Consider the following 23,056-nt stretch of genomic DNA (forward strand, 5'->3'; position numbering starts at 1 on the left):
TTTCCCCTGAGATGGACCTCCGGGCCGCCGGAGTCAGGCCGGATCGTCGGGTTTCTTCGGGGCGCGCCCCTCCGGCACCGACTTTTCCCCGGTCCGGGCGCCGGGCGACCTGTTCCTGGGCGGAGACAGGACCTTGAACCGTTCCAGCTGGTCCGGCTCGTTGTAGCCGCCCAGGAACAGGTCGCCCAGCGCCCGGCGGCTGAGCGCCCGGACACGGTTGCGGATGGCGTTGCGCAGCGCCTCCTGGCTCATCTGACAGCGCTGGCAGAGCTTGCGGAGCTTGCCGCTGACGTCGCCGGACAGCCGCACGAGGCGGACCGTCACCGGCATGTCGCGGACCTCGGCGTACTCGACCACGTTCGGCCAGGCCGCGCGGCGCCCGCGCCGGTCGCGCCAGGTCTGGTCTTCGGCATCGAACCAGCGCCCATCCGCCAGGCAGCGTACCACCGTGCCGTGCTTCCGCCCGCAGTCCCGGCAGCGCTCGTTGGCGCTGACCGGTGTCGTGTCCGTGTAGCGCACGCTCTCGCCCGAAGGGTCGAGCTGCGGCCGGTATGTCGCCTTTCGCCGTCCTGCGCTGCTCAAACTCATGTCCCCTTGACCACCGGGCCACCATGTCACACCTACGCCGCGGCGGCCATGCGCCTCCGCTCGCACGAGGCCTATGCCATTAGCAATAGGCGGACGCTCTGAAATCTGTCCATGCGTACAGCTTCGGCGGTTTTCCAGCAAAATGCACGCAGGCGATGCACGATTCCACTTGAACCGGAGGCCGATCCCTCTCATGTTGCAGTGCAGCAAGAGACGGGATCGATCGTTCCTCCAAACGGACGGGCCCGGCTCCTCGACACCATCAAATCATCATCTTTTTGGGAGACGCTTTCATGAATACGTTCACTCCGTTCAAGGTTCCCGGCTTCGAGCAGTTCAAGGTTCCCGGTTTTGAACAGTTCAAGGTTCCCGGCTTCGACTTCAACGCCGTGTTCGACATCCAGCGCCGCAACATCGAGGCCCTGACCGCCGCCGGCCAGACCTTCGCCCAGGGCATGCAGACCGTTGCCCAGCGCCAGGGCGAGATCGCCCGCCAGTCCATGGAGCAGTTCCAGGGCCTCCTGTCGAACGCCGCGCCGACCGCCAAGGTCGAGGACAACATCATCAAGCAGGCCGATCTGGTCAAGGCCGCCTACGAGAAGAACGTCTCGAACGCCCGCGAGCTTCAGGACATCGTCTCCAAGGTCACCAACGAGGCTGCGGACATCCTGAGCCGCCGCGTCGTCGCCAGCCTGGACGAGATCAAGGCCGTCGCCCAGCCGAAGAAGGCCCCGGAGCGGACCGTCAAGGCCGCCTGAGGCAGGGTTCCGGGCCTTTACCGGGCCTGATCGGGAACCGGGAACCTCAGATTGCACCCATTTTTAGCGGTGACAATGTGAGGTTCTCGGTCCGCTTTGCTGGAATAGTGACTCGGTTGTGGTAGTTTCCACTGACCGAAAGGATACTGGGGGACCGGTTTCCGGCCCTGATTTTCACCGCGACGCGGCACCTTGCCAGGAGCCGGGGATCCATAGGGAGAACATGATGCGCGACATCGCCATTACCCTCGAACAGGCCGCCCATTGGCTGAATTGCAGCACGGCGAAGGTCAAGGAATATCTGGCGGCCGGCCGTCTGCGCGCGTTCGAAGGCAAGTCGGGCGATGCCGCCAAGGTGATCTCGCTGAACGCGACCGTGATCCTGGCCGAAAGCCTTCCTCCGGAAGCCGGCATCTTCCAGATCGCCGAGAAGCGCGACTACGACTCCGCGCCCCGGCCGCGCCAAGCCGGCATGGGCCGTGAGCGTCCGCCGCTCGAAGTCGTCCGCGCCTCCGGCCCGATCGTCGAGCGCCGCCCGCTGCGGCCGTTCGTGGCCCGCTGATATTTGCAGTACCCGACGCATGGATCGGCCCCGTCTTTGGCGGGGCCGATCCATTGTCGTTATGATGATCCTTCGGAGTCGGCCTCCGGCACCAGCGAGATGCCGTTGAGACCCGCCGTGATGTCCGACAGCATCGGCACGTAATCGTCGCCGTGCCCGCCGGTGACGGCCAGCGCGTAGGAGTTCCGGACGGCCGCCCCCAGCGGGTTGGCGATACCGGCCGCGTTGGCGAAGGACGACATGTAGGTCATATCCTTCAAAGCGTTGCGCAGCGTGAAGCGGTGGGCGTTCCGGTCGCGCTCCAGCACATATTTGAAGAAGGTCTGGTAGAAGCCGCAGTCCATCCGGCCGCCCCGGATCACGCTGTCGAACACCGCCGGCGTCAGGCCCGCCTTGGCGCCCAGGGTCAGCGCCTCCGAATAGAGCGCCGCGTAGCCCATCGACAGGAAATTGTTGAGCAGCTTCATCGTGTGTCCGGTCCCGGTCGGCCCGGTCTCGATGACCCGGCCGGCGAAGCAGTCCAGCACCGGGCGCGCCCGCGCGACGGCTTCCGCCCCGCCGCCCACCATCACGTCGAGCGTGCCTTCCCAGGCGTCCTTGGGCGTCCGGCCCAGCGGCGCGTCGATCAGGGTGATGCCCTTGGGCTCCAGCTCGGCCGCGAGGCGGGTGGTCACCGCCGGCTCCGACGTCGAGCAGTCTATGATGAGCAGCGGCTTGCCGGCCGAGGCCAGGCCGTCAGGCCCGTTGATCACCGCCTCGACCTGCGGGCTCCCGGTCACGCAGAGCACGACGATGTCGCAGGCTTCGGCCAGTTCGCGGGCGCTGCCGGCCTCGGCCGCGCCGCGCCGCTTCAGGTCCTCGACCGGCTCGCGGTTGCGGTGGCCGAGCACGGTCAGCGGATAGCCCTTGCCGACGATGTTGGCGGCCATGCCGTGGCCCATCAGCCCGACGCCGATGAAGCCGATTCTTTCCTTGCCCATGGATGTCTCCCCTCGATTGTTCTTTGTGGATGGGTGTTCAACGCCTGTCAGAGCCATCCGCTCCGCTTGAAGCGCAAATAGAGCCACAGGCAGACCGCCGCGATGACCGCTACCGTCGCCGGATAGCCGTAGCGCCAGTGCAGTTCGGGCATATGCTCGAAATTCATGCCGTAGAGTCCGGCGATCGCGGTGGGCACCGCCAGGATGGCGGCCCAGCCGGCCAGCTTCTTCATCACCTCGTTCTGCCGGATCGAGACGATCAGCAGGTTCGCCTCCAGCGCCGAGGCCAGCAGCTCGCGCAGGTTCTCGATCCGCTCCGCCAGCCGGGTGGTGTGGTCCTGCACGTCCCGGAAATAGGGCTTGAGATCCTCGTCGATCAGCGGCACCTCGACCCGCGCGAGCCGCCCGGCCATCTCGATCAGCGGCGTCACCGAGCGGCGCAGCACCTGGAGTTCGCGCCGGATCTCGTAGATGCGGGCGATCCGCTCCGGCGAGAAGGCGGCGGTCAGCACTTCCGCGGCGGTCTCCTCGACCTCCGCCTCCAGCGTCTCGACGATCGGGAAATACTTGTCCACGACGAAGTCGATGATCGAGTAGAGGACGAAATCGACGCCCTTGCCGAGCATCCCGGGCACCGTCTCGCAGCGCTTGCGCAGTTCCGCGTAGGAGGACGATGCGCCGTGGCGCACGGTGATGACGTAGCCGTGCCCGATGAAGACATGGGTCTCGCCGCACTCGACCCGGCCCGACTTGAGCTCGGCGGTGCGCAGCACGACGAACAGCGATTGCCCGTAGGCCTCCAGCTTGGGCCGCTGGTGCGCCCGGTGGGCGTCCTCCACCGCCAGGTCGTGCAGGCCGAACCGGGACTGGACGGTGTGAAGCAGCTCCTCGCTGGGCTCCAGCAGCCCGATCCAGACGAAATGGTCCGGCTGATCCGGCGGCTCCGCCTGGTCGATGCTCACCGAGCGGTTGCGATGCCCCCCGATATAGAGGGCGCTGTCGACCACCATGTCCATGGAGCTGTCCCGTCGCGCGCAAAGCGCGATCATAGGCACGTATGCGTCGACCTGTCGAGCGACGGCGCCGCGCGCCTCACTTCCGGCCCGACAGCGCCGCCTCGAAGTCGCCCAGGAGCTCGATCATATCCTGGTGGCGCTCGGCGCCGCGGAGCGACAGGCCCTTCAGCAGGACCTTCTCCACCGCCGGCGGGATCGCGACGCCCAGGCGGGACGGCGGGACCAGGTCGTCCTGCTCGATCCGGGCCAGCGCGTCGGCCGGCATCTGGCCGGCGAGCGTGCGGTAGAGGGTGGCGCACAGGGCGTAGACGTCGGTCCAGGGTCCCTGGCGGCCGCCGGCGTTATACTGCTCCAGCGGGGCGTAGCCGCGCTTCAGGATCACCGTCAGGTTCTGCTCGCCCTGGGACAGCGCCATGCGGGCGGCGCCGAAGTCCAGCAGCTTGGAGCGCTTGTCGTTGGTGATGTAGATGTTGTCCGGGCTGATGTCCCGGTGGAGCACGTTCTTCTCGTGGACCCGCGCCAGGCCGCGCATCACCGGCAGGATCACGCTGAGCGCCTCGCCGAACGGCAGCTTTCCGCCCCGCTCGTTCAGAACCTCCTGCAGCGAGCGGCCCTCCAGGTATTCCATCACCATGTAGGCGGTGCCGTTCTCGGTGAAGAAGTCCAGCACGTCCACGATTTCCGGCGTGGTGCGGAACTGGGCCAGCAGGCGCGCCTCGTCCAGGAACTTCTCCATCCCGGTCCGGTACGGCCCGGCCTGCTCGGCCCCGCTGGGCGCCACCAGCGCGCTGGCCGGCATCCGGACCGAATACATGGAGGGGTAGTATTCCTTCACCGCGACCAGCGCGTGAAGCCGTTCGTCGCGGCCGACATAGGTGATGCCGAAGCCGCCCAGCCCGAGCACCCGTCCGATCCGGTAGCGGCCGGTCAGCATGGTGCTGGGGGCCAGGATGAAGCTGTCGCGCTGGCTCGGCACGTGGCGGTAGCCGCATGCGGGGCACATGTCGGTGAATCCCGGGGCGAAGCAGCTCGGGCAGACCCGGACCTCGACCGCGGGCGCCCCCAACCGCGTGGCGCCGGAGCCGGCCATGGCGCCGTGATCGAGCAGCCGGGTCGGCGCCGGCTCGGCGGGCTTCGAGTCGACGCCCCGGCCCGCCACCCAGTCGCCCCGGCCCTCGGTGGTCCGCGGCTCCGGCTGGGGCACGGCGGCCAGCAGTTCCTGGAGGGACGCCAGCTCGCGCTTGCGCTCGGCCGGATCGGTCAGGTCGGACACCACCAGCGTCTCGAAGCCGTTGCGCGCGACCAGGGCGAACAGCCGGGTGCGCGCCATGTCCAGCGGTCGGCCGGGGGTCAGCAGGCCCTGGGTGCAGAGCTGGGCCAGCTTGATCACCCGCTGCCGCAGGCTCAACTCGGGATTGTCCAGCTTCTCCAGGATCCGGTTCTCGGTCAGGAACTCGGTGAAGACCGTGTCGACCATATGGAGCAGCTTGGACCGGATGTCGCCGGGAAGCTGGGCGGCGCTCAGCAGGGCGTGGGTGTTGCTCAGCACCTTCATCTTCTGGACCGGGTGCGACCCGCTGTCCACGAAGCTGCTGATCAGGCGCGGCCGGGCCGCCATGTCGTCCAGGGCTTCCAGCATCAGGCGGGGCTGGCGCTGGGCCAGCGACGATTGGGCCAGCGCCTGGATATAGTTGATCTTGCGCGCCGGCTCGCCCATCAGGGCCAGCAGCCTCGCCATCGCCTCCTTCAGGCCGGCTAGACCGCCCTGTTCCTGGGTCCGCGCGTGCCGCGAGGTGATCGCCTCCGCCATCTCGGGCCCGCCCTCGACTCCCTGCTCGGTCACCAGCCGGTCGAGCAGCGCCATGAAGGAGGAGGCCTTGGCGTCGCGCGCGGACGGGCGGCTGTCGCCAAGCTGCACCTGGATGTGGAACAGCGCCGCCCGGCGAGCCTGGGGCAGCCGGCCGGCGTCGAACTGGTGGGCAAGCGCCCGCAGGTTGTCGGGCAGCGAGGCCAGCAGGGCCGAGGTCTCGTCGCCCCGGACCACGTCGTACAGCCGGCACAGGCGGAGGCTGGGGTCGGCATCGGGTCCGAACAGCTCGCGGACGGCGGCACCCGACGCGAACAGGTCGGCGACCAGCCCGTCCAGCACGGCCGCCGCCTTGTCGTCGACCGGTTCGTAGAGCCAGTCGGTCAGCCGCGACAGCTTGCCGGCCCAGTCGCGGGCCCCCAGCAGCTCGGTGCAGGCGGCATGGGTCAGGGCGAAGCGGGCATCGTCGGGCCTGCCGGCCGGTTTGCCTCCCTTGGCCGTTCCCTTGGCCCCGCGCCCCGGGTCGCCCGACCCGGCCTTGCCGAACCGCTCGGCCAGCGGCGCGAAGGCCTGGCGGGACTTGAAGTTCCGCTGATAGGTGCCGCGCGCGGCGCGGGCGCGGGTCGCCAGCTCGTCGATCCGCCGGTTCAGCGTGTTGCGCGCCCCGGCGGCGTCGCTGCCGGTCAGCCGGGCGTGGCTGCCGGCGGCGGTGGTCACCGCGCTCTTGATCAGCGGGATCACGGCCAGCAGCTTGTCCGCCTCGTCGGCGCAATGGAGCACTTCGCTGACCAGCAGCATCTTCTGGTCGAGATAGTCGGCCAGCAGGCGGCGGATCGTCAGCCGGCTGGGGAGCTCGTAGTAGTTTTCCAGCGACTCGCAGAACGGCGCCTCTATGCCGTCGGCGATCCGGACCTGGGTCAGCGGCATCGACGTCTTCATCACTTCGGAGACGACGACGCCGACGCTGCCGCCGTCCTGCCGGAGGATCTTCTTGGTGACTCGGACGCCGGCCGTGGTCGGCTGGAGCATCAGCCGGTCCGCAGCGCTCTTGGCCTGATCCTCGTCATCCAGCAAATGCTCCAGCATCCACTGTTCGTCGCGGAAGATCAGAACCTCGTAAGCGGACTTCTTTTTGCGCAGCATGGCCGGACAGAAGGAACTGAAACGCCGACCGGGCACGGAAGCCGTTGCACCTCCCTCCGGGAGATCCCTTCGGGCGATTGCACCGCGACAAGTCGAATCAATTCCAACTTATTGTTCCGGGATCGAACAGTAAAGCGCCGCGTGACGGTAGCGGCCGGCTTTCGCCGATTAGCCGCAGGCGAAGCCCGTGTTACCCGGATCGGTAATCGGCTTTCGCCCGCGCCGCCCCCGTCAGTGGCCGTGCCCGGCCTTGGCGCCCGGCTTCAGCTCGAAGCGGCGTCCGCAGTAGGGGCAGTCGGCCCGGCCCGATTCGCTGAGCGTCAGGTAGACCATGGGATGGCCGAGCGCGCCGCCGCCGCCGTCGCAGCCCACAGTTTCCGTCTCCACTTGAATTGTTTCTGTCGGCTGCATCACCTATGTCCCTGTCTTGAATCCGGCGCGCCGCTGGAACGCCGCCCCGGCATGTCCTGACGGCCGCCGGGATGATACAAGACGGCGCTGCCCGATCAACGCGATTGTTGGTACCCGCGTACCGGGGTCGCAGCCCGCGGCGCGGCCTTGAACGACGCCGGGCGGAGAGAAGCCGCCCCGGCACCCCTGAAGTGGAACCGATCCGATCATGAATTCGCCCTCCCCCTCCGTCCAGGCCGCCGAACCGACGATCCCGACCACGCCGCTGCCCGCCTGCGCGGTCGAGGTGCGCGGCCTGACCAAGACCTACAAGGCGGCGGGCCGGGCGCCCGCGAAGGAGGCGCTGAAGGGGATCGACCTGGCGATCCCGCGCGGCTCGCTGTTCGGCCTGCTCGGCCCCAACGGCGCCGGCAAGTCCACGCTGATCAACATCCTGGCCGGGCTGGTCAACAAGACCGGCGGCGAGGCCCGCATCTGGGGCCGCGACATCGACCGCGAGGCCCGCGCCTCGCGCGCGGCGATCGGCGTGGTGCCCCAGGAGCTGAACATCGACCCGTTCTTCACCCCGCGGGAGCTGCTGAACCTCCAGGCCGGCCTGTACGGCGTGCCCAAGCAGGAGCGCATCACCGAGGACCTGCTGAAGGCGGTGGGTCTCCAGGACAAGGCCGACGCCTATGCCCGGACCCTGTCGGGCGGCATGCGGCGGCGGCTGATGGTGGCCAAGGCGATGGTGCATTCCCCGCCGGTGCTGGTGCTGGACGAGCCGACCGCCGGCGTCGACATCGAGCTGCGCCAGATGCTGTGGGAGCAGGTCCGGGCGCTCAACCGCGCCGGCACGACGGTGCTGCTGACCACCCACTACCTTCAGGAGGCGGAGGAGCTGTGCGACACCATCGCGATCATCAACCACGGCCAGGTGGTGGCGATGGACAGCACCAAGGCGCTGCTGCGCCGGCTGGACAGCAAGGCGCTGGTGATCCAGCTCGACCGCGACCTGACGGCGGTGCCCGCCGGGCTGGACGGCCTGCAGGTCGAACTGCCGGAACCGCGCCGGCTGGTGGTGCGCTACAAGCCGAGCCGCACCCGCGTCGGCGACGTGCTGGCGGCGATCCAGGGGACCGGGCTGACGATCCAGGACCTCAGCACGGTGGAGGCCGACCTGGAGGACATCTTCCTCCAGCTGACCCGCGGCTCCCATGATGCCGAGGCCGGCGATCCGACCCTGGTTCCGGGATCGCGGCGCTGACCGGGGCCGCGCGCGGATGGCGCCGCCGTCCCGGGCCGGACGCCCGCGGGCGCGGATCGCGCTCCTTGCCGCGCTGCTGCTGGCGGCGGGGTGCTCCGCCACCTTCCAGCCGAGGGGACCGATGGTCCGCGCGCCTGACCTGACGGCGGAGCGTATCGTCACGCCGGACGGCGTGGCGCTGCCGATGCGCCTCTGGGCGCCGGAGCCGGACGGGCCGCCGATCCGCGCGGTGGTCCTGGCACTGCACGGGTTCAACGACTATTCCAACGCGTTCGAGGGGACCGGACGCTTCTTCGCGGCCCACGGCCTCGCCACGTACGCCTACGACCAGCGCGGCTTCGGCGCCCATGACAGGCCCGGCATCTGGCCCACCGCGGACACCCTGGTCGCCGACCTGCACACGGCGGCGGCGCTGGTGCGCCGGCGGCATCCCGGCCTGCCCCTGTACCTGCTGGGCGAGAGCATGGGCGGAGCGGTGATCCTGAGCGCGCTGGCCGGTCCGCCCCCGCCCGGGTTCGAGCCGCTGGAGCCGGCGGGCACGATCCTGTCGGCCCCGGCGGTGTGGGACCGCGACTCCATGACCACGCTCCAGCGCGCGGCGCTCTGGGTCAGCTACCGCACGGTCCCCTGGCTGCGGCTGACGGCGCCGCGCGAGCTCAAGATCAAGCCCTCGGACAATATCGAGATGCTGCGCGGGCTGAGCCGCGACCCGCTGGTGATCAAGGGCACCCGGGTCGACGCGGTCGAGGGGCTGGTCCGGCTGATGAGCCGCGCCGCCGCGGCGGTGCCGAGGCTGCCGGCGCCGGCGCTGGTGCTCTATGGCCGCAACGAGCAGGTGATCCCCCGCGCGCCGATCGAGAAGGCGCTCGCGGCCATGCCCCGCCGGGTGCATGTCGCGGTCTACGACCAGGGCTACCATATGCTGATGCGGGACCTCCAGGGGGAGACCGTGCTGCGCGACATGGTCAGCTGGATCGGCGATCCGTCCGCGCCGCTGCCCAGCGGTGCCCACCGGCAGCCCTTCTCCGAACCGGCGGGCACCGAGATGGCCGGCCGGTGAATGGACCTTCCCGGCACGTCGCGGGTTTCCCCTTGACTGCATGGGACGATGGAAGGAAGCGCAATGGCTGACACGCTACGGGACGGCACGGGAGCGGCCGGCCGGGATCCGGCGTCGCGAAGGTTCCGGCCGCTGGCCGGGTTCGTCGCCGGGTTCATCGGGGTGCTGGTGTTCCACCAATTGATGCTGGCCGTGCTCAACCTCGCCGGGCTGACCGCCGGTCAGCCCTGGGCGCTGCGGCCGGCACCGCCGCTCGGGATCCCCGCCGTGCTGTCGGCGGCGTTCTGGGGCGGCCTGTGGGGCATCGCCCTGGCCGCGGCGGAGCGGTTCTTCCCGCGCGGGGCGGGATACTGGCTGGCCGCCTTCCTGTTCGGCGCGGTCCTGCCGACCCTGGTCGCCTGGTTCGTCGTCTTCCCGCTGAAGGGGATGCCGGCCGGAAACGGGTGGCAGCCGGCCGGCATGCTGACCGGCGTGCTGGTCAACGGCGCCTGGGGATTGGGCACGGCATTCATCCTGTCGCGGTTCTCCACCGGGCGACGGAACCTTACCAAGGCGGTATGACGGGATCGGATGCTCCGGCCCGGGATCGCTTGAACAGTTGAACAATCAACTGTTTTTCGGGAAAACTGCGCGCATCTTCCAGAACATCCCCGTGCGCCCCCGACATGATGCATACCGTTACGAGCCTCGGCGATTCAGGGCTGCTGCTGCCCGCTTCCGTCTGCGTGTTCGCCTATCTGCTGTGGCGCGGCGCCCCTTCGGTGGCGCTGCTGTGGGCTGCGACGCTCGCGGTCGGGCTGGGGACCACGCTGGTCGCCAAGCTGGGCTTCATCGCCTGCGGAAGCTCCGTCGGCCTGGCGGCGCTGGAAAGCCCGAGCGGGCATACCAGCTTCGCGGCGATCTTCTTCGGCTGCTGCGCCCTGATCGCCGGGTTCGGCCGGCCGGCCTGGCAGCGGCTCGCCATCCTGGCGGTCGCCGGGACGGTAATCCTGCTGGTGGCGGTCAGCCGGGTCGCCCTGCGCGCCCATACGGCGGAGGAGGTCGTCGGCGGCCTGGCGATCGGCTGCGCCTGCGTCGGCCTGTTCGCCTGGGCCCACGCCCGGATCGATCCACCCGCGGTGAGGCTGCGCCCGGTCGCCGTGGTCTTCGCGGTGCTGGTGGTCCTGCTGAATGGCCACAGCCTGAGCGCCGAGCCGCTGATCCGCGACATCGCGCACAAGCTGCGCATCACCATGGATGTCTGCGGTTAGGGATCAGGGAGCCCGCTGGCGCGGCGGCGGATAGGAGATCGCGACCACCTCGATCTGCTCCGGTCCGGCGGGGGTGCGCAGGTCGACGACGTCGCCGACGCGCGCCTTGAGCAGCGCCTTGGCGACGGGGGAGATCCAGCTGATGCGCCCCCGGTCCAGGTCCGTCTCGTCGATGCCGACGATGGTGACGGTGCGTTCCTCGTCCCGTTCGTTGGCATAGGTGACGGTGGCGCCGAAGAAGACGCGGTCGCGGTTCTTCTGGGCCGAGGGGTCGACCACCTGGGCCGCCTCCATCCGCTTGGTCAGGAAGCGGATGCGCCGGTCGATCTCGCGCAGGCGCTTCTTGCCGTAGATGTAGTCGCCGTTCTCGGACCGGTCGCCGTTGCCGGCGGCCCAGGAGACGACCTCGACCGTCTTCGGGCGCTCGACCCGCATGAGCTGCCTGAACTCGTCCTGGAGGCGCTGGAACCCCTCGGGCGTGATGTAGTTCTTGACGCCCGCCGGCCGGGTTTCCTTCTCGTCCGGCAGATCCTCATCGGCGTCGCTTTCGCGGACGAAGGCCTTGCTCATGGGTTGCGGCTTTTTCCAACTGGTTGACACGGTCCCGGCCGTGCAGGGTGCCGCCCCGTGTCGTGCCCGCGCAAGGGATAATCATGCCGGATGGAAAGCTTGTCCAGGCACGACGAAGCCTCCGGAGGAGCGGGCTCCTCCGGAGGCTTCGGACCGGATGCCCGGTCGGATCAGATCTTGGCCGCTTCGCCGCGCGAGCCGATCTCGATGTACTTGCGGGTGATCGGCTCGACCAGGTCGGCGACCTGGCGGGCCATGGTGACTTCCTCGTCCAGCGACTGGCGGAGGCCGGTCAGGTTGTTGAAGCCGGCGGCCTCGCCCATCACCAGGAGGGACTTGTACGAGGCGATCTCGTAATTCTCGAACGCGGTGTTCGCCAGCATGTTCTTGATGATCTCGTCCGACGCCACGGAATGGGCGATCGCCGCGGCGTTGCCCATGAAGCCCTGGACGGCTTCCTTGAGGGAGGACGGGCTTTCCGCCAGCTGGCTCATCACCTCTTCGAGACGGACGCGCTGCTGCTCGGTTTCCTGGATGTGCCGGCGCAGGAGCTGTTCGAGTTCCGGATAGTTCTCCAGCCGCTCCACCTGCCGGTTCATGATCTGAAGCGCCTGCTGCTCGAGGGCGTGGGCATTGTGCAGGCCGGTCGTGAAGATATTGCGTGCGGCATCCGTATTCGAAGCCATGGTAGGAACCCTCCGTTGATGTATCTGGGTGCCTCAACCGCCCGGGCCTCCCGTGGTTCCCGACGAATCCGGGTGATTTTCCGCCACTTGCGCCTGTTGCGGTATCCAGGGGCCGAACCCCTTTCCATGGCCGGCCGTGGAGATACATCCCTTCTCCCCGATGATCCTGAAAAGGAGGAACACCATGCTGCCGCTTCCCTTGCCGCCGAACCCGCTGAATCCGTTCGGCATCGTGTCCGGCGCCGTCGCCGTCACCGCGACCGTGGCGGGACTGGGCGTCGGGCTGGCTCTCGGCGCCGCGATGCTCGCCGCCGGTTCCGCGATGTCCCGCAACCGCTGAGGAGCCCTGCCATGATCCGGACCATGATGAACGGTGCCGTGCATTTCGGGGGCGGGATCGTCCTGGGAGTGCTGACGATCTTCGCCCTCAAGGGAATGGCGGACCGGAACGAGGGGCGGATGACCGCCGGACCTGGCCGGGGGATGGGCGCCGCCGGCGGAATGGGCGGGACGGGAACCGTGCCGCCCCCGGACTCGGCCGCCGGCCGAGGCTTCGACAAGGCCGAGGGCATCTGAGGCGGGAACCGCCCGGCGTAATCCGTTGGCGACGTATCCCTGAGGGAGTCCGGGGTGGATTAATGCCGGTCGGATAAACGACTGGCGGTTCCCGAAAGCACGCCATGCCGATAGCGGATCTCCTGGCCGAGTATTTCACGGTGACCGGCGACGTCATCATGGTGACGGAGGCGGGGCCTCTCGACGAGCCCGGCCCGGTGATCACCTATGTGAGTCCCGCCTTCGAGCGCCTGACCGGCTATCCCGCCGAGCACGCCGTGGGCCGGTCACCCCGGTTCCTGCAGGGCGACGGGACCGACCGGGCCGCCCTGGCGCGCATCCGGAGCGCGCTCGAACGGGGCCGGCCGGTCCGGGAGGACCTGCTCAACTATCGTCCCGACGGCAGCCCCTTCTGGATCGAACTGGCCATCCATCCCATCACGGACGCGCGCGGGAAGCTCCAATGCTTCCTGAGCGTGTTGCACGACATCACGGAGCGGAAGCGCATCGAGGCCATGCTGCGGGACGCCGAGAGCGAGGCGCGGCAGGCCCGGCGGGTGGCCGAGGAGGCGACGCTGTCGCGGTCCAGGTTCTTCGCCGCGGCGAGCCACGACCTGCGCCAGCCCTATCAGGCGATCCGGCTGCTCCATCAGCTCCTGGCGGACCGGCTGGAGGATCCCGCCCAGCGCGCCCTCTCGGAGAAGCTGGGGGAGGCGATCCAGGCCGGCGAGTCCCTGCTGAACGTCCTGCTGGACGTCTCCGCGCTCGAGGCGGGAACCATCCTGCCGCGACTGGACGACGTCGCGGTGGACGTCCTGCTGACCCGCCTCGCCCACGAGATGGAGCCCCAGGCCCAGGCGGCCGGCCTGCGGTTCCGCGTCCACCCGTGCCGGGCCTCGGTGCGGAGCGATCCGGTGCTGCTCCAGCGGATGATCTCCAACCTCCTCAGCAACGCCCTGCGCTACACGCCGTCGGGAAGCATCCTGCTCGGCTGCCGGCGGCGGGGCGACGCGGTCCGCATCGAGGTCTGGGACACCGGGATCGGGATTCCGGAGCATCTTCTCGGCGAGGTGTTCGAGGATTTCATCCAGCTCGGCAACCCCGAGCGCGACCGGACCCGGGGACTGGGGCTGGGGCTGGCGGTGGTCGCGCGCATGGCGAAGCTGCTGGACCATCCGGTCGAGGTCCGCTCCGTACCGGGACGCGGCTCGATGTTCGCCGTGACGGTGCCGCTGTCGGAACCCCGAGCCGCCGCGCCCCGCGCCGAACCCGCGCCGGGGAAGCGCGGCCTGGAGGGCGGGACCGCGGTCGTGGTCGACGACGATCCCATCGTCCTGGAGAGCCTCGGCCTCCTGGTCGAGAGCTGGGGCATGTCGGCGGTCCGCGTCGCCAGCCTGGACGAACTGCCCGCCGCGCTGGCCCGCACGCCCCGCCCTCCCGACCTGGTCCTGGCGGATTACCGGCTCCAGGGCGACCGCAGCGGGCCCGACGCCGTGGAGATGGTGCGCGGCCATTACGGGACGCCGGTCCCGGCGCTGCTGCTGACCGGGGACACCCATCCCGACCGGCTCCGGGAGGCGGCGGCCCACGGCTACCGCCTCCTGCACAAGCCGATCCATCCCGGCGCCCTGCGGGAGCAGGTGGAACTGCTGCTCGATCAGGCCACCTTGCCGAGCGGGACGGCCGCCGTCCCGTCCGCCCCGGACTCGGCCGCCGCGCGGGCATCCTCCGAATCCACCGTGACATAGTCGAACCGGCCCTCCGGCGCCGGCCCGCTCCGCAGCAATGCCAGCCCGGACCGCATGTCGCGCCCGCCGGCGGCCCGGCGGTCGCGGACCGACGCGGGCGAGAAGTCCAGCGTCTTGACCGCCAGCTCGTGGGCCGCCGCCTGGTAGGCCAGGTGGAGCAGCCGGGCCGAGGGGCCGTCCGGATCCTGCTTCTCCAGCAGGGCGAACTCGCGCCGGAGGGCGGCGACGCTGCGCCGGGTGGCGCTGGAGAACAGGATGTCCTGGGTGCGTTCGAGCACGGCGTCCAGGGAGGCGGGCCGCGGGCTGCGCAGGCTGAACAGGTCGACCGCGATGACGGTCAGGTCGCGGCGGAGCGGCTCCCGGAACGGGTAGTCGAGCGGCAGGTTGTTGGTGTAGCCGGGATCGCACAGCAGCCGGCCGCCGATCTCGACCGGCGGGAAGGCCGGCGTGATCGCGGCGCTGGCCAGGATGTGCTCCGGTCCGATCCGGTCGCGGACGGTGTCGAAATAGACCTCGTCGCCGGTTTCCAGATCGACGCAGGCGAGAGTGAACCGGACCTCGCCGCCGTTGAGCCGGTCGAAATCCACCAGGCGCTCCAGGGTCGCGCGGAGCGGCGCCGTGTCGTACAGGGCGACGTCGTTCGGAACCCACGGCAGCGCCGACCACAGGCCGGGATAGCGGTGCCGGAAGATGTTCGGCCGGCCCAATAGCGCCGCCAGGGCCGCGTTCATGCCGTTGTAGAGCTGGCGCGGCTTGACCCCGGGGAAGAGCGGCATGCGGGAGGTCGGCAGGGTGGCCTCCTCCCAGAAACGGGTCAGCCTGGCGATCCTGTCCTCCGGCGCGTTGCCCGCCAGGATGGCTCCGGTGATCGCCCCCACGGAGGCGCCGACGATCCAGCCGGGCCGGACGCCCTGCTCGTGCAGTTCCTCGCAGGCGCCCGCCAGATAGGCGCCCAGTGCGTTGCCGCCGCCGAGGACGAGCGCGATGTCCCGGTTTCCGCCCGGGATGGAGGAGATAGGCATATCCGACTCCTTGTGCATTCCTGAATGGTCGGGTCTGGGAGGTGCTCCGTGAAGCGCCTTCGCACCTGCGAGATGGCGCCCGCGGGGGCAACAGGCAAGCCCCGGGGTCGTTCCAAGGGGCTAGCCCCGACGCCATGGCCGCTCCGACCTTGTTCCTTAAAAATTTATTTAAATCCTGGATTAGCCTCGATCGCGTAGGAGCACCCGTTGAAACTTCCAACGACTGGAGAGGCGCGATGGAGAACGAGGATCTGGAGAAGGACGCGGGCGACAGGCTCGAGATGGAACGGCGGAAGTTCCTGGGACAGTGCGGGCGTTTCGCGATCGCCACGCCGCCGGCGATCACCCTGCTGATGTCGACCAGCCTGACGTCGCAGGCGATCGCCAAGTCGGGCGGCAAGGGCCATCCCGGCAACGGGTACGGCCACGGCAACGGCCAGCATGGCGGCGTTCCCGGAAATCCCTGGAAGAACCACGGCGACAAGTACCGCTGAAGCCTCCCGGCCCCGTTTCGAGACGCACCAGTGCAGGGAAACCATCTGATGATCGCCGAGGGCGTATCCCTTGCCTCCATCGGCGGGCACAGGGTGCTCTTCCACGAGGCCAGGCAGGAACTGTACGAACTGGACGACGGGATGGCGTTCGTCTGGAACCGCCTGACCGAGGGGACCGCGATCGACCGCATCGCCGAAGAGGCGGCCGGTCGCGGCCTGCCCGAGGGGCAGGTGCGCGCCTGGCTGGACCATGCCGTCTCGGAATGGACCCGCCTGGGACTGCTCCGGCCGGCGGCCCTCCGCCAGCGACTGAGTATCGGCGGGGTCCGCATCGAGATCCGCTACGCGACCGCCGCGCTCGCGGAGTTCGTCGCACCCGGCTTCAGCCATCTGGAGGCGGAGGACGGACCGGACGGTCAAGACGGCTGGGCGGCTGATTGCCAACTCGACTTGGCGGAGGAGGACGGCGCGACCGTGATCCGCCGCGGCGCGGCCGACCTGGCGACCTGCCGGCGGGACGAGATCATACCAGCATTGAGGGGAGCCCTCACCCTGGAGGCTGTCGGACGGGGACGCCACGAGGTGGCGCTCCATGCCGCGACGGTCGCCGCGGGCGGTCATGCCCTCCTGCTCAGCGGCTGCCCGGGGGCCGGCAAATCGACGCTGGCCGTGGCGCTGGCCTATTCCGGCCTGGGCCTCGCGGGGGGCCTCGCGGGGGGCCTCGCGGGGGACGACGTCGCCCTGCTGGGCGCCGACGGGCGGGTGACGGGACTGCGGTTCGCGCCGGCGCTGAAGCCCGGGTCGTGGCCGCTGCTGGCGGGGATGCGTCCCGACCTGCTCGACCTGCCGGTCCATGTCCGGTACGACAGCCAGGGGGTCCGTTTCCTCGACGGCGTGCCTGCCGCCGACGACGGCCCCCTTCCGGTCCGCTGGATCGTCAGCCTCGACCGCCGCGACGGGGCCGAACCCGCGCTGCGGCCGCTGGACCCGCTGGAAACCCTGCGCGACCTGATCGGCGGCGCCGCCTCCGCCGACGACCGCCTGGGCACGAAGGCGTTCCACGCCCTGGCCCGCGTGCTGGATGGGGCCGGGTGCCATCGGCTCACCTATTCGCGGCTGGACGACGCCGTGGCCCTGCTGGCCGGGTTATGCGGGTCATGACGAAGATGACCGCCGCCTCCCGGTTCGACGCCCTGGTCTCGTGCCTGCGGGGACGGCCGCCGGCCGATGCCGACTGGGTCGGCGTGGTCGAGGAGGCGAACCGCTATCTGGTCGTTCCCGCCGTCCGGGCGGCGCTGGCCGGATGGGCCGGGCCGGAGGTTCCGCGGGACGCCCGGGATTACCTGGACTTCATCCACGGGCGGAACCACGAGCGGAACCTCAGGCTGCGCGCCCAGGCGGTCGAGGCGGTCGAGGCGCTGAACCGCCGCGGCATCGTGCCGACCCTGCTGAAGGGAGCCTGCACGCTGCTGACCGCGGCCGAGGACCGGCTGGGCGACCGCATCCTGTGCGACCTGGACATCCTGGTCCCGGAGGACGGGGTCCCGGCCGCGCTGTCCTGCCTGTCGGCGATCGGCTACGAGGTCCAGCCCGGCGAGGCCCAGGACCACGCGCCCGCGGCGCTGGCGCGGCGGCGGGACGTCGGGATGATCGACCTGCATGTCCGGCCGCCCGGTCCGGCCAGGTTCCACCACCCCGGCAGGCTCGCCCGGAGCGGCCGCGTCCTGGCGGTCGGGGCGACCGGCCGGGCCGTGCTGCCGAGCCCGGAGTTCCGGGCGCTGCACCTGATCGCGCACGACATGTTCCACGACAAGCTCTACCTGAGCGGCGACTTCGAGCTGAGGCGCCTGGTCGACCTGGATGGAATCGTCAAGGCCCATCCCGGCCTCGACTGGAAAGAGGTCGCCGCCCTGCTGGACGGCCGCGCGGCCCGGCACGCCCTGGAGGCCCAGCTGGTGGCGCTGCGGTCCCTGCTCGGCGCCAACGTCCCCGCCGTCCCCCTCAGCCACGCCGTTCCCCACTTCCAGCACTGGCGCCGCCTGCAACAGGCCCGGCACCCGGGTTTCAGGACGTTTCTGCGGGGGATCTACCGGTCGTCGCGACGGCTGGGGGGCGGCGGGACGCGGGGATTGCTGACGGAGCCCCCCGGGGGACTGTAAGCAAATGTCTACAAATGGGGTGGCGTCGGGCTGGCGGCGTGATCATGGCATCCGGATCCGACCCGGCCGGACCGGCGCTTCCGGCGGGAAGCGATGCTGACATCACCCCCCGGGGAAATGTCATCTCGACTTTGGCCATCCTAAATGGGACTACGAGCGGCTTCGGATTGGTTTTGATAGGTCAGGGGGCATAAGCGGCGGCCTGGACGAGCCTGACGTAGACGGTGCGAGGAATTTGGACGGTTTCGCCGGGATCCAGGGCTGTGACGAAATTCAGGTCGGTCCACAGGGCGATGCGTACGGCAGCCAGGGCGTCGGCGAAGGTCGGGGCGGTCTTGGGGTACCAGGCCGCCCGGCGCGGGGTCAGGTCGAGTTGGCCGGCGAAGGCCTGGACATGGAGCGCGACCAGCGAGTACAGGCCGAACAGCACCGGGGTGGTGCGGAACACCGCCTTGTCGGCGTGCTGGCGCTGGGTCTCGACGCCGAGGTGGGCGCGCGCCTCTTCATAGGTGAGTTCCATCAGCCAGCGCCTGGAGAACCAGCCGAGGATGACCAGCGGGTCGGCCGTCAAGTCGGTGCACGCCAACGCGTCGGGGTCGCGCTTGGACCCGGGATAGCGCACCAGGATCCAGCGGACCGCGACCGGCGGCTCCCCCGGGTGGTGCCACAGCGCGGTGCCGGAGATGAACTCCGCCTCCCGCGCGTGGCGACGCCCGGTGCGGACCAGCAGGGCGAAGCGCTGCCAGGGCTCGCCCGCGTCGTGCCGCCGCTTGGCCAGCTTGGTTTGGGCCTTGCCCTTGGTGGCGGGCCGACCGCCCCGGCCGGGCGGGCGCGGGGCCGGGAAGTCGAACAGCCGGGCGTCCAGGCGGAGCCGGGTCACCACGGTCATTGCGCGGCCCAACTCGCGCAGCAGGCCGACCGAGGCGAACTCGCCGTCCATCACCGCGACCATGGCGCGCCCCGGCAGCCAGCGCCGCACCAGGCGCAGCAGGCTGAGCGCCCACGCCGTGACCGGCCGGTATCGCCGGCCCTCGGCCTGGCAGAAGGCTTGGCTCGGCGCCAGCGCGCTGAGCATCGGCAGCGCCCAGACCTTGCGGGCGAACGGCACCTCGGCCAGCAGCATGGCCGAGACCCAGCGCAGGCCGCGGCTGGTGACCTTGCGCCCGCGCGAGGAGCGCACCGGGTCGTAGTAGTGTGCCGCCGGCCGGACCCGGGGACCGCGCCGGCGCTCCAGGGTGTGGTCGAGCCCGACCACCACCGGGCCGAGCGGGGCGAACACGCGCACCAGCGCCCGGGTGAGCCGCCGGGCCAGCGCCAGCCCGGACCACACGTCGCGGCTGAGCACCCGGTGGAAGGTGGCGAAATCGGCCCGTCCGGCCAGGCCGAGCGCGCGTAGCGCGCCGGCCACGGTGCGCGGGCCAAGCGCCAGCAGGGCGCCGACCGCCAGCGCGGCGGCCTGGGGCCGGCAGGTCGGCGAGAACACAGCGAGCGCCGGGGCGAGCCAGCGGCAGAACGCCTCGGGCAGCGGCGGGTCAGGGCGGTCCATGGTCCCCTCCGGGCGGTTGGAGTGTTGGACCCAACAGTCCCGCCCCGCGGAGATCGCCATGGCCGCCAAGACCGACCCCGTGCTCCAGCGCATCCACGCCCACCCCTGGCCGCAAGGTGGCGTCCGCGCCCGGCGCGCCGGTCACGGCTACTCGCTGGTCAGCACCCGCACCGGCGCGCCGGTCGCCCGCCTGTGCCCGACCGGCGAGGACGACGAGGTCGAGGTCCTCTGGTGGCGACGCGACGCCTGGGGACCCGCCGGTCCCTTCGGCGCCATCATGCCCCTTGATGACGCCCTCGACTTCATCGCCGAGGAACCCTTCTTCTGGATCAGGGCCTGATCAAAGTCCCATTTAGGATGGCCAAAGTCGAGGTCAGCATTCGTCATGAAAGGCCGGGACGCCGAGCGCGGGGCGTCGGCCCCGGAAGGGTGCCGTGGGTTTTCGTATTCACGCTCCAAAGATCCGGCACCGGGGTGCGGAGGGAAGTCTGGCACGAAGTCATGAAGGAATACTTTCCTTCATGAAGAGGGTCCCGGGGTGCCGTCAGGAAGCCCGGATACGGTCGATGATCCAGGACCAAACGGCCAGGAGCTGGGCCATGACGGCGGGATCGGCAAGCTGCTTCAGCGAGACGCCGGGTTCGCCCTTGATGGCGCTCGCAGTCATCTGCATGCCGGGGATAAGCTTGAGCCGGTCCAGCAGCTGCTGACGCAGTTCCTCGCTGTCGAACGGGGGCTTCTCCTTCAGCCAGACCAGGCTGGTGGCGGCCCTGTCATGGGGTTTCAGGAACACGGGGTAGTATGTGCGCTGGGCATGGTTCACGCGCATCAGGATCGAAGGGTCGTTGGCGGTCGTCGTGGTGACGTGATCGCCATGCTCGGCCATCCAGTCCACCAGGAGGCGCGCTGTCCTGACATGCTCGTCGCCATGGCGGGCCCGCTGCCGGTCGAACCATTGCTCCACCGAAATCCTGTTGATGGCATCCTTGCCCTTGCGCCGCTGGGCCTCGGCGGTGCGTCCGATGACACGCGGAACGAGGGTGCGCATATCGTCCGCGACGAACTGCCTTATTTCGAGCGCCAGCACCTCCGCCGGGTTCATCTGGACGTTCAGGAACTCGACGATGCGCTGGAGTTCCGGATGGATCTCGTCGGCTATGAAGACCATGCGGATGCGGCCGGCGCGGAGATTGACGTCGGCCTGCCGCCAGAAATTCTCCGGATCGGCATCCGCTCCCAGGAAGCGGGCCAGGATGCCGGCGGCCTCCTCCTCCGGCTGCTGGGCGGCGCAGGTCCTCTCGAACTGGAGCTTCAGCTCGTCCACGGGCCAATAGACGACGCCGTTGGCGGCGTAGTCCAGCATCTGGGCGACCACTTCCCGCCGGCTCCGCGTATCGGTGGCGCGCTTCACCTCGACCAGCGTCGGCACGGCGTCCTGGTCGATGAACAGGTGGTCGAGCGACCAGCGGCCTTCCCCGCCATCCTCGCCCGGCACGGCCTGCTCGCGCGCGATGAGAAGCCAGCGCCGCGGGTTGTCGGGATCGACCTGATCACCGGCTATCAGGCTGGGATGCGTGGCCAGCAGGCGCTGAAGCAAGTCCTCGGTGGCGTAGGGAGCCGCCCGCATTTCAATGAGGCCGCCGTCGTCGCGGACGAGATAGATGCCGTTACCCATGGCGTCTCGTTCTTTTGATATCCTGGCTGATCGGCCAGCCGAAGCGACTGACGATGCAGCATGACGTCGGAGGGGTTAAAATTCTCCCGATACCAACGTGGACGGTCCCGGAGGATGATTCCTACCTTCAGTACCTGACGCCGTCACAAGGCAGGAGCCCAGCCATGGCAGACCCCATCAACCTCGCCCGGAAGCTTGGCCTGTTCCAGGATCACTGGTCGCCCAGGATCGTCGCCGGCTTCAACGGCCACGACGTCATGGTGGTGAAGGCCGAGGGGGAGTTCGTCTGGCATTCCCATCCGGACACCGACGACTTCTTCCTGGTCCTCAAGGGCGACCTCACGATCGAGCTGCGGGACTCGGAGGTCAAGCTGGGTCCCGGCGATCTCTACATCGTCCCGAAGGGCGTGGAACATCGGCCGGTAGCCCATGGCGAGGTCCACCTGCTGCTCATCGAGCCGCGCGGCACGCCCAACACGGGCGACGAGGCCACCGCCGCGAAGAAGGTGCACGTCTAGCACTACAGCCTGCCGTTCCACGTGTCGCGATGCGTTGGGCCGTGGCCCAACGCATGTGATCGGCTGTCCCGGCCGGATCTACCTGACCGGGTGCCGCTTCCGCGGTCCCGCACGGTAACGTCAACGAGTTCGGTGGAATGTCGATGCACGGCGCCACCGAAACTCGGAGTTGCCGGGCAATCCATCGTAGCGCACCGCTCCCGCCCCTCTCCGGGGCCGCCTCAGCTGTCCCGGAGAACCTGGGGCAGGATCTGCTCCAGCGCCTCGATCCGCGCCCTGGGCGCCGGGTGGGTGGATATGAAGGCGGGGGCGGTCCGTCCCCCGGCGCGCTCCATCCGCCGCCACAGTTCCACCGCCTCCCGGGGGTCGAAACGCGCCCTGGCCATGGTCAGCAGCCCGAGTTCGTCGGCCTCCAGCTCCTGGCGCCGCGAGTAGGGCAGTTCCAGCCCGAACTCCACCCCGACGCCGAGCAGCGCCGCGATCTCGTTGGCGTAGGTCACGTCCCCGATCTGGAGGGCGGCGCTGACCAGCCGCAGGCCGAACTGCTTGGCCGCCGCGACGCTCAGCCGTTCCTGGGAATGCTCGGCCTGGTTATGCCCGATCTCATGGCCGATCACGGCGGCAAGCTGGTCCTCGTTGGCGGCGACCCGGAACATGCCTTCGAACACGCCGATCTTGCCGCCGGGCAGGGCGAAGGCGTTGGGCTCGTCGCGGGCGAAGACGACCATTTCCCACCGGGCGGGGTCCTCGCCGGCGGCCTGGAGCAGGCGCCGGCCGACCATCTGGAGAGCCTGCTGCAGGTCCCGGGCCTGCGACACCGGCGTCTGCGCCCGGATGCGCTGCCAGCTTTCCACCCCGAGCTGGCGGACGGTCTCGTCGGAAACGAGCTGGATCGGAAAGCCGCCGATCTCGTCGCAGCCGGCGACCAGAGGCGCAGCGGCGACGCCGGCGAGCAGGCCGAGCATGCGGCGGCGGTTCAGCGGCGGAGAGCAGGAGCACATGGGATGGCACATCGTCTGACGGTGGGGTGAAGCGGAGTGAAGTGATGCGGAACCAAGCCACCAACGGGCGGACGGACATGCCGGTTGCGTGGGCCGTTTCCGGCGCTCGGGTCCTTCCGGGATCGTTCGCCCGGGCGGCCCCCCAAGGTGGTGGGGTATGCAAGCGTGCTGGAGGCCGGGGCGCGGTCGGTTGCTGGCCGTGTGGATGCTCCTCGGTAGTATGGAATCGGCATCGTTCGAAGCTCATCCCTCCGAGCCCTC

General features: G+C 69.7%; 25 protein-coding genes. 14 read left to right on the plus strand and 11 right to left on the minus strand.

Features of this window, described 5'->3' with window-relative positions; translation table 11 throughout:
* Positions 1-33: 33 nt before the first annotated feature.
* Positions 34-582: a hypothetical protein gene (locus tag JL100_RS27260; protein WP_202684970.1), complete on the minus strand. Its 549-nt coding sequence runs from the start codon at positions 580-582 to the stop codon at positions 34-36.
* Between the two features lie 299 nt (positions 583-881).
* Here JL100_RS27260 and JL100_RS27265 point away from each other — a divergent pair, with 299 nt between their 5' ends.
* Together JL100_RS27265 and JL100_RS27270 are read left to right on the plus strand one after the other, a co-directional pair.
* Positions 882-1,346 carry a phasin family protein gene (locus JL100_RS27265; RefSeq protein ID WP_202684971.1) on the plus strand — a complete coding sequence of 155 codons (465 nt, stop codon included), beginning with the start codon at positions 882-884 and terminating at the stop codon, positions 1,344-1,346.
* Positions 1,347-1,572: 226 nt separating this feature from the next.
* Entirely contained in the window at positions 1,573-1,908 is a 336-nt protein-coding gene (locus tag JL100_RS27270; protein ID WP_228420931.1) for a hypothetical protein, read from the plus strand.
* Between the two features lie 59 nt (positions 1,909-1,967).
* Here the strand turns inward: JL100_RS27270 and JL100_RS27275 are convergent, their stop codons facing one another.
* The 4 genes from JL100_RS27275 to JL100_RS27290 form a co-directional block, all read right to left on the minus strand.
* On the minus strand, positions 1,968-2,888 hold the full coding sequence (locus tag JL100_RS27275; RefSeq protein ID WP_407696913.1) for an NAD(P)-dependent oxidoreductase: 921 nt from the start codon (positions 2,886-2,888) through the stop codon (positions 1,968-1,970).
* Positions 2,889-2,935: 47 nt separating this feature from the next.
* Positions 2,936-3,904 (minus strand): magnesium/cobalt transporter CorA, encoded by a 969-nt coding sequence (gene corA, locus JL100_RS27280; RefSeq protein WP_228420932.1) that lies wholly within the window; start codon positions 3,902-3,904, stop codon positions 2,936-2,938.
* A gap of 76 nt (positions 3,905-3,980) precedes the next feature.
* On the minus strand, positions 3,981-6,854 hold the full coding sequence (locus tag JL100_RS27285; protein WP_202684975.1) for a serine/threonine-protein kinase: 2,874 nt from the start codon (positions 6,852-6,854) through the stop codon (positions 3,981-3,983).
* Positions 6,855-7,085: 231 nt separating this feature from the next.
* Complete coding sequence (locus JL100_RS27290) at positions 7,086-7,241, minus strand: zinc-finger domain-containing protein (RefSeq protein ID WP_323378332.1); 156 nt, start codon at positions 7,239-7,241, stop codon at positions 7,086-7,088.
* 232 nt (positions 7,242-7,473) lie between these two features.
* On the opposite strand from JL100_RS27290, the gene JL100_RS27295 reads away from it, so the two are divergent.
* The 4 genes from JL100_RS27295 (at position 7,474) to JL100_RS27310 (ending at position 10,821) form a co-directional block, all read left to right on the plus strand.
* Positions 7,474-8,511, plus strand: a complete 1,038-nt coding sequence (locus JL100_RS27295) for an ABC transporter ATP-binding protein (protein ID WP_202684976.1) — start codon at positions 7,474-7,476, stop codon at positions 8,509-8,511.
* 16 nt (positions 8,512-8,527) lie between these two features.
* Positions 8,528-9,571 carry an alpha/beta hydrolase gene (locus JL100_RS27300; RefSeq protein WP_202684977.1) on the plus strand — a complete coding sequence of 348 codons (1,044 nt, stop codon included), beginning with the start codon at positions 8,528-8,530 and terminating at the stop codon, positions 9,569-9,571.
* A 63-nt stretch (positions 9,572-9,634) separates the two neighbouring features.
* A complete protein-coding gene (locus tag JL100_RS27305; protein ID WP_202684978.1) occupies positions 9,635-10,132 on the plus strand; it encodes a hypothetical protein in 498 nt (165 codons plus the stop codon).
* Positions 10,133-10,236: 104 nt separating this feature from the next.
* Positions 10,237-10,821, plus strand: a complete 585-nt coding sequence (locus JL100_RS27310) for a phosphatase PAP2 family protein (RefSeq protein WP_202684979.1) — start codon at positions 10,237-10,239, stop codon at positions 10,819-10,821.
* Positions 10,822-10,824: 3 nt separating this feature from the next.
* Here the strand turns inward: JL100_RS27310 and greB are convergent, their stop codons facing one another.
* Both greB and JL100_RS27320 read right to left on the minus strand, forming a co-directional pair.
* A complete protein-coding gene (greB, locus tag JL100_RS27315) occupies positions 10,825-11,391 on the minus strand; it encodes a transcription elongation factor GreB (RefSeq protein WP_202684980.1) in 567 nt (188 codons plus the stop codon).
* 170 nt (positions 11,392-11,561) lie between these two features.
* Positions 11,562-12,077: a ferritin-like domain-containing protein gene (locus JL100_RS27320; protein WP_202684981.1), complete on the minus strand. Its 516-nt coding sequence runs from the start codon at positions 12,075-12,077 to the stop codon at positions 11,562-11,564.
* Positions 12,078-12,261: 184 nt separating this feature from the next.
* Here JL100_RS27320 and JL100_RS27325 point away from each other — a divergent pair, with 184 nt between their 5' ends.
* The 3 genes from JL100_RS27325 (at position 12,262) to JL100_RS27335 (ending at position 14,380) form a co-directional block, all read left to right on the plus strand.
* Entirely contained in the window at positions 12,262-12,417 is a 156-nt protein-coding gene (locus JL100_RS27325; protein WP_202684982.1) for a hypothetical protein, read from the plus strand.
* Positions 12,418-12,428: 11 nt separating this feature from the next.
* Positions 12,429-12,653 carry a hypothetical protein gene (locus JL100_RS27330; RefSeq protein ID WP_202684983.1) on the plus strand — a complete coding sequence of 75 codons (225 nt, stop codon included), beginning with the start codon at positions 12,429-12,431 and terminating at the stop codon, positions 12,651-12,653.
* A gap of 104 nt (positions 12,654-12,757) precedes the next feature.
* Positions 12,758-14,380, plus strand: coding sequence for an ATP-binding response regulator (locus JL100_RS27335; RefSeq protein WP_202684984.1), 1,623 nt, complete (start codon positions 12,758-12,760; stop codon positions 14,378-14,380).
* Here JL100_RS27335 and JL100_RS27340 read toward each other — a convergent pair.
* The gene (locus JL100_RS27340; protein WP_202684985.1) at positions 14,290-15,402 is read right to left on the minus strand and encodes a patatin-like phospholipase family protein; all 1,113 of its coding nucleotides are present in this window, start codon (positions 15,400-15,402) and stop codon (positions 14,290-14,292) included. The two genes, JL100_RS27335 and JL100_RS27340, sit on opposite strands and share 91 nt — an antisense overlap.
* 236 nt (positions 15,403-15,638) lie before the next feature.
* Between JL100_RS27340 and JL100_RS27345 the strand changes: the two genes are divergently transcribed.
* From JL100_RS27345 to JL100_RS27355, 3 genes are read left to right on the plus strand one after another with little or no spacing between them, the layout of a single operon-like run.
* Positions 15,639-15,896, plus strand: coding sequence for a hypothetical protein (locus tag JL100_RS27345; protein ID WP_202684986.1), 258 nt, complete (start codon positions 15,639-15,641; stop codon positions 15,894-15,896).
* A 48-nt stretch (positions 15,897-15,944) separates the two neighbouring features.
* Complete coding sequence (locus JL100_RS27350; protein WP_202684987.1) at positions 15,945-17,057, plus strand: ATP-binding protein; 1,113 nt, start codon at positions 15,945-15,947, stop codon at positions 17,055-17,057.
* Positions 17,054-18,055 carry a nucleotidyltransferase family protein gene (locus JL100_RS27355; RefSeq protein ID WP_202684988.1) on the plus strand — a complete coding sequence of 334 codons (1,002 nt, stop codon included), beginning with the start codon at positions 17,054-17,056 and terminating at the stop codon, positions 18,053-18,055. The genes JL100_RS27350 and JL100_RS27355 overlap by 4 nt, the downstream gene beginning before the upstream one ends.
* A 181-nt stretch (positions 18,056-18,236) precedes the next feature.
* On the opposite strand, the gene JL100_RS27360 is transcribed toward JL100_RS27355, so the two are convergent.
* The gene (locus JL100_RS27360) at positions 18,237-19,601 is read right to left on the minus strand and encodes an IS701 family transposase (RefSeq protein ID WP_228420846.1); all 1,365 of its coding nucleotides are present in this window, start codon (positions 19,599-19,601) and stop codon (positions 18,237-18,239) included.
* A 58-nt stretch (positions 19,602-19,659) separates the two neighbouring features.
* On the opposite strand from JL100_RS27360, the gene JL100_RS27365 reads away from it, so the two are divergent.
* Positions 19,660-19,941, plus strand: coding sequence for a hypothetical protein (locus JL100_RS27365; protein ID WP_202685820.1), 282 nt, complete (start codon positions 19,660-19,662; stop codon positions 19,939-19,941).
* A 204-nt stretch (positions 19,942-20,145) separates the two neighbouring features.
* Here JL100_RS27365 and JL100_RS27370 read toward each other — a convergent pair whose 3' ends face one another.
* Positions 20,146-21,276 carry a hypothetical protein gene (locus JL100_RS27370; protein ID WP_202685522.1) on the minus strand — a complete coding sequence of 377 codons (1,131 nt, stop codon included), beginning with the start codon at positions 21,274-21,276 and terminating at the stop codon, positions 20,146-20,148.
* A gap of 164 nt (positions 21,277-21,440) precedes the next feature.
* Between JL100_RS27370 and JL100_RS27375 the strand changes: the two genes are divergently transcribed.
* Positions 21,441-21,794 (plus strand): cupin domain-containing protein, encoded by a 354-nt coding sequence (locus tag JL100_RS27375; protein ID WP_202685521.1) that lies wholly within the window; start codon positions 21,441-21,443, stop codon positions 21,792-21,794.
* A 221-nt stretch (positions 21,795-22,015) separates the two neighbouring features.
* Here the strand turns inward: JL100_RS27375 and JL100_RS27380 are convergent, their stop codons facing one another.
* The gene (locus JL100_RS27380; protein ID WP_202685520.1) at positions 22,016-22,795 is read right to left on the minus strand and encodes a M48 family metallopeptidase; all 780 of its coding nucleotides are present in this window, start codon (positions 22,793-22,795) and stop codon (positions 22,016-22,018) included.
* Between the last annotated feature and the right edge of the window lie 261 nt (positions 22,796-23,056).

The organism is Skermanella mucosa (assembly GCF_016765655.2).
GTDB lineage: Bacteria > Pseudomonadota > Alphaproteobacteria > Azospirillales > Azospirillaceae > Skermanella > Skermanella mucosa.